Origin of the sequence: Aeromonas sp. FL131 (genome assembly GCF_049860615.1) — a bacterium.
Classification (GTDB): Bacteria; Pseudomonadota; Gammaproteobacteria; order Enterobacterales; family Aeromonadaceae; genus Aeromonas; species Aeromonas hydrophila.
Genome location: NZ_CP187595.1, coordinates 2,118,055 through 2,136,995, shown reverse-complemented (window position 1 = coordinate 2,136,995; position 18,941 = coordinate 2,118,055). Strand labels below are relative to the sequence as shown.

Below are 18,941 nucleotides of genomic sequence, written 5' to 3'. Positions count from 1 at the left end.
ATATAAAGAGGCTCATCATGGGACACAGTCTGTTCATCTGCCGTTAAGGGTATAATGACACACCCGTCGTGGGTTTATGCTCAGGTATAAATAATCAAAAAGGGGTGGTTAACGAAATTATTAATTGGCCGCTGATTGAAATACCCCGTCCAGACCTTGGCAAGTGATTGTTTTAGCTGACTATCCATTTTTGCCAGCGTTTTGCATCAAGCTGGCTAAGAAATAAACGATAAAATGCTGACCAATAAATTACCTGCCTGAATCGTAAATAAAGTGGAATAGGGAGGCAATGGAGTCTTTATTTAGAGAGGGAGAGTAAATAGCAGGAGTGGAAAGTGATCGCACCAAGGGTGGTTACTATACAACAAAAGATAAACAGAGATACTAAATATAGTGGTGCAATGAACGAAATGAGTTGCACCACTATAAAGCGGTGCAATGTACTTATCATATCTTATATGTACTTGTTCATATATGGTCAGAATAGTTAGGTGTCTGCCGCACCAGATCATCGAATATAAAATAAGAAGTATGGGTCACGGATATCGAAAACATCATGCTCACCATCCCATTCGACAATTTTTGTACCAGCGGCATCATTAACTATCTTTGCTGAGTGAGAGCAAGCACTTGTAATACTTGAACCACTTGGACTTTCTCTTGTACACATACCTAATATTCTTTCACTAAGTGGGCTATATCTAAATGTTAATTTCGGTGGGTCAAGTGAGATCGCTTTAACAAGAAGTCGATATACATCACCATTCCAACCAAATGTCGTAAAATAAAGATTTCTATCAGAGCCACGAGTCTTTGGACCTTCTTTCATAAGCTGTACAACAGAGCCATAATCTGTTGATTGTACAGTTCTGCCGCATATTTTTTCGTGAAGATCTGGCGCATCTAATTGCTCAGGCGCTATTGTTTTTTCGCCTTTGAATTTTAGTCCAAGCTCATGACAGGCATTTAAGCAGAGATATTGCATTAGCTGCGGAGAACCTGCGGCTTCTGCAGCCAAATGTTCTATTGCTGTATCTCTATAATCTATACCAAGTTCTAGGAAACCTTTGTATGCAATTTTTTTGAGAGTTTCCCCTCCCCAATACTCAAAGTCAATGGTAAATACTCTTCCACGTAAATCTGGATTGCTTCTTATTACATCATCGGAATGGTATGGAACAGAAGCGCATATAAATTTCACATTGTTTCTAATAGCTTCTTTTATTTGACGAGCCACCTCAACTTGAACCTCTCTTGGGATGTAGTGGAAATCATCAATAAAGACAACAAAATCCGTGTTAGTGAGCTCACGGATTAGCAGTTGTAAGCAATCTGAAGCCAATGATGCTGATGTTGTTTGGGATTTAGTATTGGTTCTGTCTATTGATACTTCAGCCTTTCCTTTTGCTACTAATATACCTCCTTCTATTGCGCCTTTACCGCCTACGCTACTCTGCGCTGAGGTAACATTAGAAATAGCACTTGGTACTTCTGTTCCAATAATATCAAAAACCCGCATCCACAGATCTGACGCCTCCGTTACACCAGCACCAGTGACTTGAATTAGGCTTGTTCGACCAAGGCATTCCTCTATAAATACAGTTTTACCTGATTTAGATGGGCCAGAAATAGATACTAGCATTGCGCCAGCATCAAGGGTATCTAGAAGTTGAGTCCTTTTATCTTGCAAATGGTCATCAACGTATGTGTAAGTTGGGTACCTGCCAGGTGTAAAAACATCGGATACTTTCATTGGTGCTCCTGTATTTTACGTTTAAATTTTAAAAAATGTAGAGCTCTATCATGCGAACAGTTACCACATAATAACAAACCATTTTTTATATGTTCAAAAAAATAGTTTGTTATTTTAAATAAACATCTTTTAATTCTACGTATCGATAGTTCAGGGATGCCATGTCTATATATGACAAAGCCTGTTCTATATCCATGTTAGAGGTTGATGTTCTAGTTGCCCAATGTGTGCAGACAAGGAAGGTCATTTCTAGTTAGCATGTTTATTAGCTCCCGCTCCTGAATTACAGTCCCCAGTTTTTTGCTATTAACCCGCGCTGTTTGATCTATCCATTTCATGGAAACACCCTCAACGGAGTTGGTTGTCATCTGGGACATGCTAACTGTTCGGATAAAAAACAGAAGCAGGAAGCGTTGGAAACAGGATCTTGCTCAATAAATTTATCAGTAGAGGATTTTTTTGTTCGATCTTTCTTTGTGTATCCTTTTACCTAGATGGCAAAGTTAAACAACTTTTTCCCCATTTTTCCTCACCAGAGCCTGTGGACGCTGTCTTGAGCCCTCTTGTCGCCACTCCCTCCATGAGCCATCGACATGTCGTTGAGAAGTCGGTCAATCCGATGGAGCAGGGGAGTGGCCATTGGGTGTCGACCTCGTCACTTTTGTCATGTCGAGCAGGGGGCGCCCCCTTCGTCACCCTCGTCAGTGACGGCTAATGCCGCCTTTATCATCCAGATTATCTCTTTATTTTCATATGTTTGTGATTTTATGACGGACCATCTTTCCGTGTTGGTCTGATAAATGCTTTGTGGGGGCAGACCGTGTTGTCACCTGCCAGGTGGGTGAGGGCGGTCGGGTGTAACGAACCATTTAGGATCCCTCTCTATGAACAGCTTCGTGATTGCAGATCCCAGTCTCTGTATTGGGTGTCGTACCTGTGAGGTGGCCTGCGCCGTTTCACACCAGTCAGGGTCCTGCAGCGGGACCCTTGAGCGGGAGGGCGGCCTGCATCTTGCCATCGAGGATGGACATCTGGTCTCCAAGGACAGCCATTTTCAGCCGCGGCTGAAGGTGATCGTGGGCAGCAAGGTGACCACGCCGGTGCTCTGCCGCCAGTGCGAAGACAAGCCGTGCGCCATGGCCTGCCCCAACAACGCCATCGTCACCGAGGATGGTTGCGTCAAGGTGCTGCAGGCGCGCTGCATCGGCTGCAAGTCCTGCGTGGTGGCCTGTCCTTACGGCGCCATGGCGGTGGTGGTGAAAGAGGTGGCCCCCACGGCCGATTCGCTCTTCAAGCGGCCGCAGACCAAGGCGCAGGCGCTCAAGTGCGATCTCTGCCAGCACCGCGAGGCGGGCCCGGCCTGTGTCGAGGTGTGCCCGACCCAGGCGCTGCGGCTGGTCACGCCGGCCCATCTTGACACCCTGAACCGGCAGAAGCAGCTGGCCAGTGCCGAGGCCCTGCTGGCGATGCCGACGCGGGTGTGAGCGGGCTTGCCGAGCCGTTTTTCGTTAACAAACAAGAGTGTGAGTCATGAAAAAAGTCATTACCGTGTGCCCCTATTGCGGCACCGGTTGCAAAATCAACCTGCTGGTTGAAAACGACAAGGTGGTGGGGGCCGAAGGCGCCAACGGCCGGACCAACGAGGGGCAGCTCTGCCTCAAGGGCTATTACGGTTGGGATTTCTTGAACGACACCAACCTGCTGACCCCCCGTCTCAAGAGCCCGATGATCCGCCGCGAGCGCGGTGGCAAGCTCGAAGCCGTCTCCTGGGATGAAGCCATCGAGTTCGCCAGTAGCCGCCTCTCTGCCATCAAGGCGAAATATGGCCCGGACGCCATCATGACCACCGGCTCTGCCCGTGGCCCCGGCAATGAAGCCAACTATGTGATGCAGAAATTTGCCCGTGCGGTGCTTGGGACGAACAACGTCGATCACTGCGCGAGGGTGTGACACGCACCCTCAGTCTCCGGTCTGGAGACAACTGTAGGTAACGGCGCCATGAGCAACGCCATTCCCGAAATTCAAGAGACCAAGTGCCTGCTGGTGTTTGGTTACAACGCTGCTGACTCTCACCCCATCGTTGCCCGCCATATCCTCAAGGCGAAGGCAAACGGGGCCAAGGTGATTGTGTGTGATCCCCGCATGGTGGAGACCGCCCGCATCGCCGATCAGTGGCTGCCGCTCAAAAACGGTTCCAACATGGCGCTGGTCAACGCCTTCGCCAACGTCTTGATCAATGAAGGGCTCTACAACAAGGCGTTCGTCGCCAACTACACCGAAGGGTTCGACACCTTCAAGGCCACTGTGGCCAAGTACACCCCGGAATATGTCGAGGGGATCACCGGCCTCAAGGCCGCCGATATCCGCGCCGCCATTCGCACCTATGCCGCATCGCCTGCGTCCATGATCCTGTGGGGCATGGGGGTGACCCAGTACGGTCAGGCGGTGGACGTGGTCAAGGGGCTGGCGGGGATTGCGCTGCTGACCGGCAACTTCGGTCGCCGTGGCACCGGTTGCGGGCCGGTACGCGGCCAGAACAACGTGCAGGGCACCTGCGACATGGGGATGCTGCCGCACCAGTTCCCGGGCTATCAGTCGGTGAGCGATCCTGCCATCAGCGCCAAGTTTGCCAAGGCGTGGGGGGTGGATGCGCTCTCCCAGAAACCGGGTTACCGGCTGACCGAGCTTGGCCACAAGGTGGAGGAGGGCAAGTGCAAGGCCTTCTACATCTTCGGGGAAGATCCGGCCCAGACCGAGGCCGATCTCGGTCAGTTCCGCCGTACCCTGGCGGGGATGGAGCTGGTGATCGTGCAGGATATCTTCATGACCCAGACTGCCGAGATGGCGGACGTCATTCTGCCCGCCACCAGCTGGGGTGAGCACGAGGGGGTCTACAGCTCGGCGGATCGCGGCTTCCAGCGCTTCTACAAGGCGGTGACGCCGCCGGACAACGTGAAGCCGGACTGGGCCATCTTCTCGCTGATGGCCACCGCCATGGGGTATCCCATGGAGTATCGCGACACCGAGCAGATTTGGGACGAGCTGCGCGGACTCTGCCCGCTCTACGCCGGGGTCAGCTACGACAAGATGGCCGATCTCAAGAGCGTGCAGTGGCCCTGTCCGACCGAGGATCACCCGGGTACCAGCACCCTGTTCGAGGGGAATGTGTTCACCACCCCGAGCGGCAAGGGCCAGCTGATCGCCTCCGAGTGGCGGCCGCCGCTGGAGCAGCCCTGTGCCGAGTACCCGCTGGTGCTCTCCACCGTGCGCGAAGTCGGTCACTACTCCTGCCGCTCCATGACCGGCAACTGCTCGGCGCTGCAGACCCTGGCCGATGAGCCGGGTTATGTGCAGATCCACCCGAGCGATGCCAAGAAGCTCGGGGTGAAGGATCAGGCGCTGGTCTGGATCTCGTCGCGCCGCGGCAAGGTGATCACCCGGGCCAACTACAACGAGCGGGTCAACGCCGGGGTGGTCTACATGACCTACCAGTGGTGGATCGGGGCCTGCAACGAGCTCACCATCGAGCACGTGGACCCCGTCTCCTACACGCCGGAGTACAAGTACTGCGCGGTGAAAATTGAGCGTATCGAGGATCAGCCGGGGGCGGAAGTGTACGTCCAGACTGAATACAGCGCGCTCAAGGCAAAATTGCGCAGCGCCGCCAAAGGGTAATCGTCGTTAATAAAGTGGATCCAGGCTCTGTATACAGGGCCCGGATCCGCTCATCCTTTTTTCAGCTGGCAGGTGTCCATCATGAAAAATGAATTAAATCTTTCGTTCGGGATCTTTTATGTCTCCGCTTATTTGCTGGTGATGTTGTTAGGGATTGGGTGTTTTCTATGGCACGACGAATTGATATTTCTGCTGGGGTTTGCCTTCTTCGGCTGTTTTATCGCCGCACGCATCGCCATGAGTGCCGTGCTGGCGGCATTGAGCGTGCAGGCGGCCTGGCTCATTGCCTTTCTCTCCACCACCCTGGTCAACTGCCTGCTGGCGGGCGTGCTGGGACTCGGGGTCTACCTCACCCATCGGGTGGTATCGGTGGAAATAGCTGACAATATCAGTGGGTTATTGCTGGGGCTTCAGCTCTTTTCCGCCGCCTTCATCTTCGGCGGACTGAAGCTGCACAACTACCGGCTGCTCTCCTCATGAACCTGCGACAGCGACAACAGGGGCAGAGGATGGGCCAGTTGGCGGCGATATGTGGCGAATGACGGCGATAGTGACGCCATATTTGGGCGTGGCGGGAAATATCCGCTGACGGAGCTGTAATATGTGCCAGGGCCGGCTTGGTTGTAATGGGGATGGGGCTAACTTATTATGCCAGCCATCCTGCGATAATCTGCGCGATGCTATTTCGCTGCATGTTAGTTTTTATAATTAAGCGTTAAGTTTTTAAAAATTAATTATAACATCTGACTGCGATGGCTGATGCATTGTTTACCGTTGTTGCCGTGCTGCAATTGGCCGGCAAGGGTACCCATCTAGATGTAATGCGAGGCCTGAATGCTGAATGTGAGTGCCATTCCGTTGACCGACATCTCACCCATCTGGGATGACGGCTTTCTCTCCCTCTCCAAGAACCTGCTCTCTGCCGTCACCCTGGACGACTTCATCAAGAAGCTGAACCGGATCCAGCCCTGCTTTCGCCAGGTGGATCGGGTCAACCTCATCCTCAACCTGGGGACGGGGGAGGAGGCGGTCTTCTACTACCTGGGGGAGCAGGGGCCGGCTCACCTCATCTGCCGCAAGGCCGATCTCCATTTTTCCCGCGAGCAGGCCATCGTGCTGCCGGCGAGCCGCTTTCGTCACCGCTGTGAACAGCTGGCGAGCACCCCTGTCTATGACGGCTTGCACTCCTATTGTCAGCTGCCCATCACCACCGCCCGCAGTCACCTGGGCGGGGTGGAGTTCATCAGCCGCGAGGCCAATGCCTTCCCGATGGAGACCCTGGCCAAGCTGACCCAGCTGGCGGCCATCGTCGCCATTGCGCTGGAGAACGTGCTGGACAAGGAGCGCACCCTGGAGCAGGCCAACTCCCTGCGCCTTGAGCGCGACAGCTGCAAAATCCTGGTGGACGTGACCAACGCGGTGATCAAGCTGGTGCGCATCGCCGAGCTGCCCCAGAGCCTGTTCACCATACTTCACCACCACTTTGGCATCAGCAGCCTGTGCCTGGCCGAGTACAACGCCACCTCCGACAGCTTCAAAAGCTACCTGGTCAATCAACAGCAGCGCGAACAGCCCGGCATCATCAACCATTCGTGTTTTGAGAAGAACTGCCTGCAGGGGGCGCTCGGCCACAGCGAGCCCTTCTTCCTCTATCGCGAGCAGGGCCACGGCTGTCAGTCGAGCTGCCGCTTTACCTCCCAGATCCTGCCCCCCGACGCCGACAGCTCCTGCATTCTGCCGCTGCGCTATCGGGGCAACCTGTTGGGGGTGCTGATCCTCTCTCACCCACAGGCGGATTTCTTCGCCGACCTCGATATCTCGCTGCTCGAACAAGTGGCGGCGCGCACGGCGATTGCCATGAACAACGTGCAGGCGCAGCAGGAGATCTCCAACACCACCGGTGCCAGGGAGAAGACCCTTAGGGTCGACGGACCCGCGCCGCAGGGAGACTTTGCCAACATCATCTACCAGAGCGCCGTGATGGAGAAGGTGCTGGAGAAGGTGAAGCTGGTGGCCCAGAGCGACTGCACCGTGCTCATTCTGGGGGAGACCGGCACCGGCAAGGAGCTGATCGCCCAGGCCATTCACGCCTTGAGCGCCCGCCACGATCACGAGATGGTCAAGGTGAACTGCGCCGCCATTCCCACCGGCCTTATCGAGAGCGATCTGTTCGGCCACGAGAAGGGGGCCTTCACCGGCGCACTGACCCAGCGCATCGGCCGCTTCGAGCGGGCCCACAAGGGGACTCTCTTCCTCGACGAGGTGGGGGACATGCCGCTCGATCTGCAGCCCAAACTGTTGCGGGTCTTGCAGGAGCACGAGCTGGAGCGGGTGGGCAACAGCAACCCCATTGCCATCGATGTGCGACTGGTGGCGGCCACCAACTGCGATCTGCTCTCCATGGTCAAGAACAAGCGCTTTAGAAGCGACCTCTATTACCGCCTCAACGTCTTTCCCATCGAGCTGCCGCCCCTGCGCGAGCGGCGCGAGGATATTCCGCTCTTGGTCAACTTCTTCATCAAGAAGATCGCCAAGCGGATGCGCCGCACCATCACCTCCATCCCGGCCGACGCCATGAAGATGCTGGTGTCGCTCCCCTGGTACGGCAACATCCGCGAGCTCGAGAACATCATCGAGCGGGCGGTGGTGATGACCCGCGGCCACGTGCTCAACCTCTCGCCGGACGAGCTGCTGCCCCTCAAGGGCTTTCACAAGATAGAGACCCTGGTCTATGACGAGCCGGCCCGGGAGCTGTTTCGCGAGCCGCTGCCCGCCTTGCCGCAGGGTGACGAGGCACAGGGGGAAGATGAGCGGGTCAGCATCATCCGGGCGCTGAAGGCGTGCAATGGCATCGTTGCCGGTGAGCGGGGCGCGGCCCAGCGCCTGGGCATGAAGCGCACCACCTTGCTGTCGAAAATGAAACGACTCGGGATCTCGGCCAAAGATCCCCGCACCCTCAACTAAGGGGCCCCAGATGTTGCTTGAACTTGACCCCGACACCCCGCAGGCGCTCAGCGCCCATCGCGAGGTGGTCCATTACCATCAGCGCGGCGTCACCACCGACAGCGCCATGCAGCTGCCTTGCGAAACCCCGGTGGCGCTGGTCTACAACGGCATCGCCCACAGCGTGATGATGTGCTCGGCCGCCGATCTGGAGGATTTCGCCATCGGCTTCTCGCTGTCGGAGGGGATCATCGACAGCCTGCTCGATATCCACGACATCGAGCAGCAGAGCGCCTGCCGCGGCATCGAGCTGCACATCACCCTGGCCAATCGCTGCGTCCATCGCCTGAAAGAGAAACGGCGCACCCTGGCCGGGCGCACCGGGTGCGGCATCTGCGGCAGCGAGAGCCTGGAGCAGGTGGTGCGCGCCCAGCCAAGGCTGCCCGACAGCCAGCGCTTTGCGGTGGGTCATATCGACAAGGTGCTGGCGGCGCTGCGCCCGCTCCAGCTGCTGGGGCAGAGCACGGGGGCGACCCATGCCGCCGTGCACGTGGACGGCGAGGGCAACATCCTCGCCATTCGCGAGGACGTGGGGCGCCATATCGCGCTGGACAAGCTGGTGGGGCACCTGCAGCGAAGTCAACGGCGCGACGGCGCCATCCTGGTGACCAGCCGCGCCAGCTTCGAGATGGTGCAAAAGTGCGCCAGCGCCGGGGTGGAGATCTTGCTCGCCATCTCGGCTGCCACCGAGCTCGCGGTGGAGCGGGCCGAGCAGACCGGGCTTACCCTGGTGGGCTTTTGCCGCCCGGGGCGGGCCGAGATCTACAGCGGCCGCCAGCGCATCCTGCTGGCGAGCGCGGCGTCATCCCCCGTTTCGGCAGAGGGCTGAGGGCACAAGGCCATTGGCGCTCGGGGTTGGCTCGGGTATAGTCCTGCGCCAACAAGAGAGGTTCGGTCGCGCTCCTTGCCCGTCAGGGCACCGCGGCCGACACAGCGTCAAAGGATACCAAGCCCATGAAATTCAGCCCGCTGCTGGATGAGATGATGAAAGCCCTGCAGGTGCTGCCGGGTGTCGGCCCCAAGTCGGCCCAGCGCATGGCATTTACCCTGCTCGAGCGTGAGCGCAGCGGCGGCCTGCGGCTGGCCCAGCTGCTCTCTCGCGCCCTGACCGAAATTGGGCACTGCAGCCACTGCCGCACCTTCACCGAGAACGAGCGCTGCGAGATCTGCGCCAATCCCAAGCGCGAAGAGAACGGCCTGTTGTGCGTGGTGGAGAGCCCGGCGGACGTGGCTGCCATCGAGCAGACCGGCCAGTTCTCCGGCCGCTACTTCGTGCTGATGGGCCATCTCTCGCCGCTGGACGGCATTGGCCCGGAGGAGCTGGGGCTGGAGATCCTGGAGCGACGCTTGAAAGACGAGGCGATCAGCGAGCTTATTCTGGCCACCAACCCCACCATCGAAGGGGATGCCACCGCCTGGTACATCGCCGACATGGCCCGCGCCGCTGGCGTCAAGGTGAGCCGGATTGCCCACGGGGTGCCGGTGGGCGGCGAGCTGGAGCTGGTGGATGGCACCACGCTCTCCCACTCCCTGATGGGGCGTCAGCCCCTTAATTGAGTCAGCGCCAGCCCCTCAATCGGGCCTGCGCTAGCAACTGAACTGAATTTGCGTCGCGACTCAGCAGAATACCAGAACCCGCCTCGGCGGGTTTTTTGTTGGGCAAGAGGGTCGATTGGCGCAAAAATCGCCATTCGCACGCCTCGACGTTTTGTCCCCCCTTGAAATGGCGATCGCCGGCCCCATCTTGGATCGGGAATATGTTCAACCCGAATCGCCTGAGGATAGTGTCGATGACCCAAAGCGTTCATGCCGAAACCCACGGGTTTCAGACTGAAGTCAAACAACTGCTGAGCCTGATGGCCCACAGCCTCTACTCCAACAAAGAAGTGTTCCTGCGCGAGCTGATCTCCAACGCCTCCGATGCGGCGGACAAGCTGCGCTTCAAGGCGCTTTCCGATGCCTCTTTGTTCGAAAACGACGGCCAGTTGCGCGTTCGCCTGGTGGTTGATAAAGAAAATCGGACCCTGACCATCTCCGACAACGGGATCGGTATGACCCGTGACCAGGTGATCGAGCACCTGGGCACCATCGCCAAGTCCGGCACCGCCGAGTTCTTCAAGAACCTCTCCGGTGATCAGGGCCGCGACTCCCAGCTGATCGGTCAGTTCGGGGTGGGCTTCTACTCCGCCTTCATCGTCGCCGACAAGGTGACCGTGGTCTCCCGCGCCGCCGGTACTGCTCCGGAGCAGGGCGTGCAGTGGGAGTCGGAAGGGGAAGGCTCCTTCACCGTGGCTGACGTGACCAAAGCCGGTCGCGGTACCGACGTCATCCTGCACCTGCGCGCCGAAGAGGACGAGTTCCTCGACGACTGGCGCCTGCGCTCCGTGGTGAGCAAATATTCCGATCACATCAGCGTGCCGGTGGAGATGTTCAAAGAGGGCACACCGGATCGGGAGGAAGACGGTGAGACCATCGTCGGCACTCCGGGTGAGTGGGAGCAGGTCAACCGCGCCACTGCGCTGTGGACTCGCAACCCGAAAGAGATCAAGGACGAGGAGTATCAGGAGTTCTACAAGCACGTCGCTCACGACTTCGAAGATCCGCTCTTGTGGGGCCACAACCGGGTGGAAGGGGCGCAGGAGTACACCAGCCTGCTCTACGTGCCGGCCCGTGCCCCGTTCGATCTCTACAACCGGGATCAGAAACACGGCCTGAAGCTCTACGTGCAGCGCGTCTTCATCATGGACGACGCCGAGCAGTTCATGCCAGCTTACCTGCGCTTCGTCAAAGGGGTGCTGGACTCCAACGATCTGCCGCTCAACGTCAGCCGTGAAATCCTGCAAGACAACAAGGTGACCGTCTCCCTGCGCAAGGCCTGCTCCAAGCGCGTCTTGACCATGCTGGCCAAGCTGGCCAAGGATGATGCCGAGAAGTACGCCAAGTTCTGGAGCGAGTTCGGCAATGTGCTCAAAGAAGGTCCGGCCGAGGATTACGCCAACCGCGAAGAGATCGCCAAGCTCTTGCGCTTTGCCAGCACCGCCGGCGAGGGCGAAGCCCAGACTGTGTCGCTGGAGGATTACGTTGGCCGCATGAAGGAAGGCCAGCAGAAGATTTACTACATCACCGCCGACTCTTACGCTGCCGCCAAGAACAGCCCGCACCTCGAGATCTTCCGCAAGAAGGGCGTCGAAGTGCTGCTGATGTGGGAGCGGGTCGACGAGTGGCTGATGAGCCACCTGACCGAGTTCGACGGCAAGCAGCTGGTCTCCGTCACCCGTGGCGAGCTGGATCTCGGCGATCTGGAAGACGAAGCCTCCAAGCAGGCGCAGGAAGAGGCTGAAAAAGCCAACGCCGGTCTGGTTGAGCGTGTCAAGCAGAGCCTCGGGGATGCGGTAAAAGAGGTGCGCGTCACCCACCGTCTGACCGACTCACCGTCTTGCATCGTCACCGATGCCCACGGCATGAGCACCCAGATGATCAAGCTGATGCGCGCCGCCGGTCAGCCGGTGCCGGAGCAGAAGTACATTCTGGAACTGAACCCTGACCACGCTCTGGTGAAGAAGTTGGGCGCCATCGAAGACGAGGCGCTGTTCGGCGAGTGGGTCACCCTCTTGCACGAACAGGCCCAGCTGGCCGAGCAGGGCGGGCTCAATGATCCGGCGAGCTTCGTCTCCCGTATCAACCGTCTGTTACTCCAGGCATGATGTTTGGGCCCACTGCGTGCAGTGGGCTCTTTCTTTTCTGGCGCCTGCCCCGTTTGGGGCGGGCGCCAGTTGCGTGCAGCACTGCTGCATTTTCACTCATTTTTCGTACACGGATCTGCGCCAATGGTCGTATTGCCATGTCGGAAATATGGTGAAAAATAAGCCACTCACACGGGGCAAGCTTGTGAAAATGGGCGAAACCGTGTAGTTTTTTGCCTTCTCAAGAATTGAATAACCAATCAATAGGAGCGTGTATGCGCATTGTTCTGTTGGGGGCTCCGGGTGCCGGCAAGGGTACTCAGGCTCAGTTCATCATGGAAAAACACGGTATTCCGCAGATCTCCACCGGCGACATGCTGCGTGCCGCGATCAAGGCGGGCACCGAGCTGGGCCTCAAGGCCAAAGCCGTGATGGACGCAGGTCAGCTCGTCTCTGACGACATCATCATCGGCCTGGTCAAAGAGCGTATTGCCCAACCGGATTGCGCCAACGGCTTCCTGCTGGACGGTTTCCCGCGCACCATTCCCCAGGCGCAAGCCATGAAGGACGCCGGTGTTGCCGTTGACTTCGTACTGGAATTCGACGTGCCGGACGAAGAGATCGTCAAGCGCATGAGCGGTCGTCGCGTTCACTCCGGCTCCGGCCGTACCTACCACGTGGTGTTCAACCCGCCGAAAGTGGAAGGCAAGGACGACGTGACTGGTGAAGATCTGGTGATCCGTGCCGACGACGAAGAGACCACAGTGCGCAAGCGTCTGGATGTGTACCATCAGCAGACCGCACCGCTCATCGGCTTCTACGGCAAGGAAGCGGAAGCGGGCAACACCCGTTACGTCAAGATTGATGGCACCCAGCCGGTGGATCTGGTCAGCAAGCAGCTGGCGACCATCCTGGGCTAAGCCCGCCATTGCCATCGCCCCCAAGGGGCCAGCGGTAATGTGCCAGTGAGACAAGGGCCCGGCATGGGCCCTTTCTTGCATTCAGACATAACAACAGAACGACAGGAAGCATACGTGACCACGAAAACCGGGATCTTGCTGGTCAATCTGGGTACCCCAGCCGCGCCCACCACGGCCGCCGTCAAGGCGTTTCTCAGCCAGTTTCTGCACGATCAGCGGGTCGTCGACCTGCCGCGCTACCTCTGGTGTCCTCTGCTCCACTTCATCATCCTGCCAACCCGCTCCCCCAAGGTGGCCAAGCTTTATCAGCAGGTGTGGACCGAGCAGGGCTCGCCGCTGATGGTGATAAGCAAGCAGCAGCGTGCGGCGCTGGAGCAGGAGCTCAAGCGCGAAGGGGTCGAGGTGCCGGTGGAGCTGGCCATGACCTACGGCTCCCCTTCGCTGGATGAGGGCTGGCAGGCGCTCAAGGCCAAGGGGGTCAACCGGGTGATCCTGTTGCCGCTCTATCCCCAGTATTCGGTCAGCACCACCGCCTCGGTGTTCGATGGCTGGGCCAAGGCGATGAAAAAAGAGCGCAATCTGCCGGTGGTGCGGCTCATTCGTGATTACCATGCTCACCCCGAATATATCCAGGCGCTGGCCATGAGCGTGCGCCGCCACTGGGAACAGCACGGCCAGGGCGAGCACCTGCTGATGTCGTTCCACGGCATTCCCGAGCGCTACGAGCGGGAAGGGGATCCCTATGGTCACCAGTGCCGGCGCACCGCCGCCCTGCTGGCCGAGGCGCTCGGGCTGGAGGCCAGCCAGTGGACCGCCAGCTTCCAGTCCCGCTTTGGCAAGGAGGAGTGGCTCAAGCCCTACACCGACGTGACCATCGGTGGCCTGCCGGCCACCGGGATCAAGCGGCTTGACGTGATTTGCCCCGCCTTTGCCGCCGACTGCCTCGAAACCCTGGAGGAGATCCAGGTGCAGAACCGGGAGATCTTCATGGCCGCCGGTGGCGAGCAGTTTGAATACATTCCGGCCCTCAACAGCGATCAGGCCCACATCCGCATGATGGTGTCGCTGATCTGCCGCGAGCTGGCCTGACAGACATACAGCCGGTGCGGCCCATCGGCACCGGCTGCCAGTCGTTCGCTATCCAAGGAGAAGGAGTTTCACCATGATGCATATCACCCTGATTTACGCCGGCCTCTTGGGGCTGCTGTTCCTCTTGCTCTCCTTCTGGGTGGTCAAGCGCCGGGCCCAGTTCAAGGTGATGATAGGGGAAGGGGAGGCACCCGAGATGCGCGCCGCCATCCGGGCCCACGGCAACTTTGCCGAGTACGTGCCGCTCACCCTGCTGCTGATGGCGCTGTGCGAGCTGGCGGGCGTCGGGGCGTTGTGGCTCCATGTCGGCGGCCTGGCGCTGCTGGTGGGGCGCATCCTGCATGCCATCGGCATCCAGATCCCCAAGGCGCCCAACCTGCCGAGGCTGGTCGGCACCCTGCTGTTCTGGCTGGCGCTGGGGCTCTTCTCGGTGCTGGCACTGGCCAGCGGGCTTGCCGCCGGCTGAGTCTTGTTCGCTGTAAAAACCACCTCCTTGCGAGGTGGTTTTTTTGATGGGTTTTGGTAAACGTTTTCCTCTGCAGGCCGTGTCTATACTGACTTCATATTTTAATCAGGCGACTTTTCGGCGCGGCGGATTGTGTTAAAATCCCGCCCCTCTTTCCCCCAGAGCACAAGAACATTGCCATGAAATTTCCCGGTCAGCGCAAGTCCAAACACTACTTTCCAGTGGATCGTCGTGATCCCCTCATCTCTCAGAGCGCGGTGCTTGCGGAGCGGGGCAAGGCCTATGTGGTCGGGATTGACCAGACGCTGGTCGACATCGAGGCGCACGTTGATCTGGCATTTCTCGAGCGTTACGGCCTGAGCCGCGGCCACTCCATGCTCATCTCCGATGACGTGGCCGAGCAGATCTACAACGAGCTCAAAAGCAACAACATGGTGGTGAGCGAATTTGCCGGCGGCACCATCGGCAACACCATGCACAACTACTCGGTGCTGGCGGACTCCCACTCCATCCTGCTCGGCGTCATGAGCCAGGACATCCGCATCGGCAGCTACGCCTACCGTTACCTGTGCAACACCTCGTCACGGGTCAACCTCGACTACCTGCAGCCGGTAGACGGCCCGGTCGGCCGCTGCTTCACCTTCATCACCGAAGGGGGCGAGCGCAGCTTCGGCATCAACGCCGGCAAGATGGATCATCTGGATGTGGCCCACATCCCCGAAACCATCATCAAGGAGTCCTCCGCCCTGGTCATCACCGCCTATCTGGTGCGCGGTGAAGATGGCACCCCGATGAAGGACGCGGCCATGACCGCGGTACGCTATGCCCGCGAGGCCGGCGTGCCGGTGGTGCTGACCCTGGGTACCCGCTTCGTCATCGAGTCCGACCCCCAGTGGTGGCGCGATTTCATCAGCGAGAACGTCACCGTGCTCGCCATGAATGAGGAGGAGGGCGAAGCCCTGACCGGCTTCTCCGATCCGCTGGCTGCCGCCGACAAGGCGCTGGACTGGGCCGACATGGTGCTCTGCACCGCAGGGCCGGTGGGGCTCTACATGGCTGCCTACACCGAAGAGGACTTCAAGCGCGAAACCACGCTGCCGCTGCTGCCCGGTGTCATCCCCGAGTTCAACATGTACGAGTTCAGCCGCCCCATGACCCGCAGTGGTTGCCGCGTGCCCAAGCGTATCTACTCCCACATCTCTCCCTACATGGGCGGGCCGGAGAAGATCAAGAACACCAACGGGGCAGGGGACGGGGCACTCTCCGCCGTGTTGCACGACATGGTGGCCAACGCCTATCACCGCAGCGCCGTGCCCAACTCCGCCAAGCACGTGGCCGAGTTCCTCACCTACTCCTCGCTCTCCCAGGTGTGCAAGTACGCCAACCGGGTGAGCTACGAGGTACTGGCCCAGAGCAGCCCGCGCCTGTCGCGCGGTCTGCCGGAGAAGGAAGACAGCCTGGAAGAGGTGTACTGGGAGCGTTGATCCCGCCCCTTGCGCTGAAAACGCCTCCTTCGGGAGGCGTTTTGTCAGGTAAAACCCGGCCGCGGGCAGTTTTTTGTGTGATAAACCCCAAGATGCTTGAGTCCATGTCACTTTTGCGACACCATTTGGCCACCGCATTGCCACTCGGCACTGCCGTGGCCGCAGCACCCGATAGAGAGAGAGCCCCATGAGTAAGTTAACTGACAATCTTGACGCCAATTTCCAACTGTTCATCGAAGAAGTCCGCGAGTCGGGTCAGGTATGGGGCTTGCGTTACGGTGAAGACTGGGTCGTCTGCCGCTCTGCCGAGTTCGAAGATGCTGACGTGATGCCGCTCTGGTCTGCCGAAGGGGATGCCCGCCTGCACTGCGTGGACGAGTGGGCCGACTACGAGCCGGAAGTGATCGAGCTGGAAGAGTTTCTCGACATCTGGATCAACGATCTGGACGAAGACGACGTGCTGGTCGGCCCGAACTGGAACGCCGATCTGGAAGGGCAGGAGCTCGAACCCATCGAGCTGGCCAAGGCGCTGGTGGAACTGGACGCCTGAACCACACTGCATTGAGCCGGGCCTTGGCCCGTCTGATTAGAACCGATATCCGCACAGGATGTCGGTTTTTTTATGGCCGGCTTGCAGAATACTGAATGAAAAGGCGATTTGGCTTTGCACCCGCCAAAGGGATGGTCCATCATCAACCTTTTGCCGAGCGGGAGGAGCCATGTTTGTATTCGACGTCACCGGCGTTGCAGGGGCGCGAGCCGAGATCCGGGTTCAGGCGCTGGACTGGGGGCAGAGCGGCCCCGTCACCTTCCGCTGCGATGACGATCAACTGGCGGTGCTGCTGCTGACCGACTGCCGCTGCGATGCGGTGGGCTTCTTCAATCTGCTGGCGGGCTGCAAGCCGCTCTACCTGGAGCAGTGGCTCAGCTATCTGCAGGAGACCGGTCGCATTGCCAAGCAGAGCTGCCAGCTGGAGAGCCCGGCCCAGGAGGATTACCTCGCCAAGGCCGGTCTTGAACACGAAGAGCTCAATGCTCTGCTGGGGCAGGTCTATCAGGTGGCGGGTTTCAACCGGCTGCAGATCAACCGTTACCTCAAGAATCGCCATAACCCCACCACCCTGGCGACCCGTTACGATCAGAAGGAGCTGGAGCGCTATCGCCAGCTCAACGACATTATTCTGACTCTGCTGAAGTTGAAGCATCCTCAGTAAACAGCCCGAGCTGGCTGATATCCGGTCGCAACTGCTGGGGCTTGGCGATGAGATAGCCCTGCAGCCCGTCCACATACATGCCCTGCAGCAGCTGCTTCTGACCCAGCTGCTCCACCCCTTCCGCAATCACCTGACACCCCATCCGGTGTGACACGTCGACGATCATCCGCACGAACTGCTGGTTGGTCAGATCCTGCTCCAGCCCGGTGATGAGGGCCGGATCCAGCTTGATGTAGTCGGGCTTGAGCTCGCGAAACAGGTTGAATGACCCTATCCCCTTGCCGAAGTTGCAGATGGCGGAGCGACTGCCGTTGCGCCTGAGCAGCTCGAACACCCGCTTGGCCCCGGTCAGGTTGCGCTCCAGATGTTCTTCATCCAGTTCGAACACCAGGTTGGCGCTGGTGTTGGGGTCGTTGAGCAGTTGTCGGTCCAGCCAGATCAGAAAGGCGCTGTTTTGCAGCAGGTTGCTGGAGAGGTTGATGCCCCAGCGACTCTGATTCGAGCCAAAGGCCCGGTATTGGCGCATGACGTGGGTCACCAGCATCTGTTCCAGCCGCATCACCATGTCCAGCCGCTGGGCCATGGCGAACAGGGTGTCGGTGGGTAGCACAGTGCCGTCGGCACTGCTGAAACGGGTGTAGATCTCGTTGTAGGCCAGCATGCTGCGGTGCATGGGCTGGATCGGCTGGTAGGTGAAGCTGATCCGCTCCTGCTCCAGCAACTCGGTCAGCACCAGCTTCCAGTGATGCTGCCCCTGCAGTTCCACCACGCTGTCATCCTGCTGGATGGCCCAGCCGTTGACCGTCTCGGTCTGGGCGCGGGCCAGCGCCAGATCCGCCCTGGCCAGAATGGCCTCGATCTTCTGGCCGCTGCTGAGCCGGGTCAGCCCGGAGTAGGCGGCGCTCTCCAGTTCATGCTGCTGCTGATAGTGATCGAAGGCGATTTTCAGATCCCGCCCGAGCAGGGGGGGTGGGATGTTGGCGACCGGTTGCACCAGCACCGCGAAGTCGGCCCCCGAGATGCGGTAGACCTGATGGCCGGGGAAGCGGCTCACCACCCTGGTGATGATATTGGCGATATCCTTGATGTAGGCGTCTCCCGACTGAAAGCCGCGCTGGGCGTTGAGCTTGCCAAGCTCGGTAGCGCGGATCAGCACCAGGGTGGCGGTCTGGGTGTCCTGATCCCGCTGCAGCAGCTCGGTCATGTCGCGGCGAAAGGCATGGCGGTTTTGCAGCTGGGTCAGTTCGTCCTGGGTTGCCTGATTGTGCAGCTCGCTGATCTGGCGGTGGGCGTCGCGCTCGGCCTCGTTGAAGTGGGCGAGCAGCTGCTGCAGGGCGGCCTGGGCCTCGGGGGTGGTCAGACAGGTGGGGTCACGCAGTTGCAGTGCCCGGCACCACACCTGCTCCTGGTGACTGCGCTCCACCTGCTGGAGGCGCAGGGTCAGCATGCTCAGCAAGCCAAAGCCGAGCAGGCTGGTGGCGAGGATGATAAGCAGGGTCAGCAGCGTGCTGGTGAAGGCGAGCCAGAGCCCCTGCAACAGCAGCAGGGGAGCACAGAGGAGAGCGATCACCAGCAGCTGGTTGCTCCCGAGCTTGTTCAACATGGTGTCATCCTTGATGATGTCGTTGATGCTGAAATTCTAACCAAGCTCGCG

15 protein-coding genes are annotated in these 18,941 nt (G+C 58.9%); 13 read left to right on the top strand and 2 right to left on the bottom strand.

What is annotated here, in order from left to right:
* Window positions 1-508 precede the first annotated feature (508 nt).
* Complete coding sequence (locus ACPW75_RS09870; protein ID WP_143238999.1) at window positions 509-1,753, bottom strand: ATP-binding protein; 1,245 nt, start codon at window positions 1,751-1,753, stop codon at window positions 509-511.
* An 884-nt stretch (window positions 1,754-2,637) separates the two neighbouring features.
* Between ACPW75_RS09870 and ACPW75_RS09865 the strand changes: the two genes are divergently transcribed.
* The 13 genes from ACPW75_RS09865 (at window position 2,638) to ACPW75_RS09805 (ending at window position 17,287) form a co-directional block, all read left to right on the top strand.
* Window positions 2,638-3,237 (top strand): 4Fe-4S binding protein, encoded by a 600-nt coding sequence (locus tag ACPW75_RS09865; protein WP_077096585.1) that lies wholly within the window; start codon window positions 2,638-2,640, stop codon window positions 3,235-3,237.
* A gap of 46 nt (window positions 3,238-3,283) precedes the next feature.
* Complete coding sequence (gene fdhF / locus ACPW75_RS09860) at window positions 3,284-5,428, top strand: formate dehydrogenase subunit alpha (RefSeq protein ID WP_081398610.1); 2,145 nt, start codon at window positions 3,284-3,286, stop codon at window positions 5,426-5,428.
* Between the two features lie 81 nt (window positions 5,429-5,509).
* The gene (locus ACPW75_RS09855; RefSeq protein ID WP_005301849.1) at window positions 5,510-5,908 is read left to right on the top strand and encodes a hypothetical protein; all 399 of its coding nucleotides are present in this window, start codon (window positions 5,510-5,512) and stop codon (window positions 5,906-5,908) included.
* A 354-nt stretch (window positions 5,909-6,262) separates the two neighbouring features.
* A complete protein-coding gene (locus ACPW75_RS09850) occupies window positions 6,263-8,392 on the top strand; it encodes a sigma 54-interacting transcriptional regulator (RefSeq protein WP_011706322.1) in 2,130 nt (709 codons plus the stop codon).
* 10 nt (window positions 8,393-8,402) lie between these two features.
* Window positions 8,403-9,260, top strand: a complete 858-nt coding sequence (gene fdhD, locus ACPW75_RS09845; RefSeq protein ID WP_017784686.1) for a formate dehydrogenase accessory sulfurtransferase FdhD — start codon at window positions 8,403-8,405, stop codon at window positions 9,258-9,260.
* A gap of 125 nt (window positions 9,261-9,385) precedes the next feature.
* Window positions 9,386-9,988, top strand: a complete 603-nt coding sequence (gene recR / locus ACPW75_RS09840; protein ID WP_010633741.1) for a recombination mediator RecR — start codon at window positions 9,386-9,388, stop codon at window positions 9,986-9,988.
* Between the two features lie 233 nt (window positions 9,989-10,221).
* Window positions 10,222-12,135: a molecular chaperone HtpG gene (gene htpG / locus ACPW75_RS09835; protein WP_077096584.1), complete on the top strand. Its 1,914-nt coding sequence runs from the start codon at window positions 10,222-10,224 to the stop codon at window positions 12,133-12,135.
* Window positions 12,136-12,389: 254 nt separating this feature from the next.
* Entirely contained in the window at window positions 12,390-13,034 is a 645-nt protein-coding gene (gene adk / locus ACPW75_RS09830; RefSeq protein WP_011706319.1) for an adenylate kinase, read from the top strand.
* Window positions 13,035-13,148: 114 nt separating this feature from the next.
* Window positions 13,149-14,123, top strand: coding sequence for a ferrochelatase (gene hemH, locus ACPW75_RS09825; RefSeq protein ID WP_026080103.1), 975 nt, complete (start codon window positions 13,149-13,151; stop codon window positions 14,121-14,123).
* Window positions 14,124-14,196: 73 nt separating this feature from the next.
* Window positions 14,197-14,589, top strand: a complete 393-nt coding sequence (locus ACPW75_RS09820; RefSeq protein ID WP_077096583.1) for an MAPEG family protein — start codon at window positions 14,197-14,199, stop codon at window positions 14,587-14,589.
* Between the two features lie 179 nt (window positions 14,590-14,768).
* On the top strand, window positions 14,769-16,073 hold the full coding sequence (locus tag ACPW75_RS09815) for an inosine/guanosine kinase (RefSeq protein ID WP_042067042.1): 1,305 nt from the start codon (window positions 14,769-14,771) through the stop codon (window positions 16,071-16,073).
* Window positions 16,074-16,260: 187 nt separating this feature from the next.
* A complete protein-coding gene (locus tag ACPW75_RS09810; protein ID WP_010674427.1) occupies window positions 16,261-16,623 on the top strand; it encodes a DUF2750 domain-containing protein in 363 nt (120 codons plus the stop codon).
* 169 nt (window positions 16,624-16,792) lie between these two features.
* On the top strand, window positions 16,793-17,287 hold the full coding sequence (locus tag ACPW75_RS09805; protein ID WP_017408190.1) for a hypothetical protein: 495 nt from the start codon (window positions 16,793-16,795) through the stop codon (window positions 17,285-17,287).
* On the opposite strand, the gene ACPW75_RS09800 is transcribed toward ACPW75_RS09805, so the two are convergent.
* Window positions 17,250-18,890, bottom strand: a complete 1,641-nt coding sequence (locus ACPW75_RS09800; RefSeq protein WP_139389593.1) for an EAL domain-containing protein — start codon at window positions 18,888-18,890, stop codon at window positions 17,250-17,252. The two genes, ACPW75_RS09805 and ACPW75_RS09800, sit on opposite strands and share 38 nt — an antisense overlap.
* Between the last annotated feature and the right edge of the window lie 51 nt (window positions 18,891-18,941).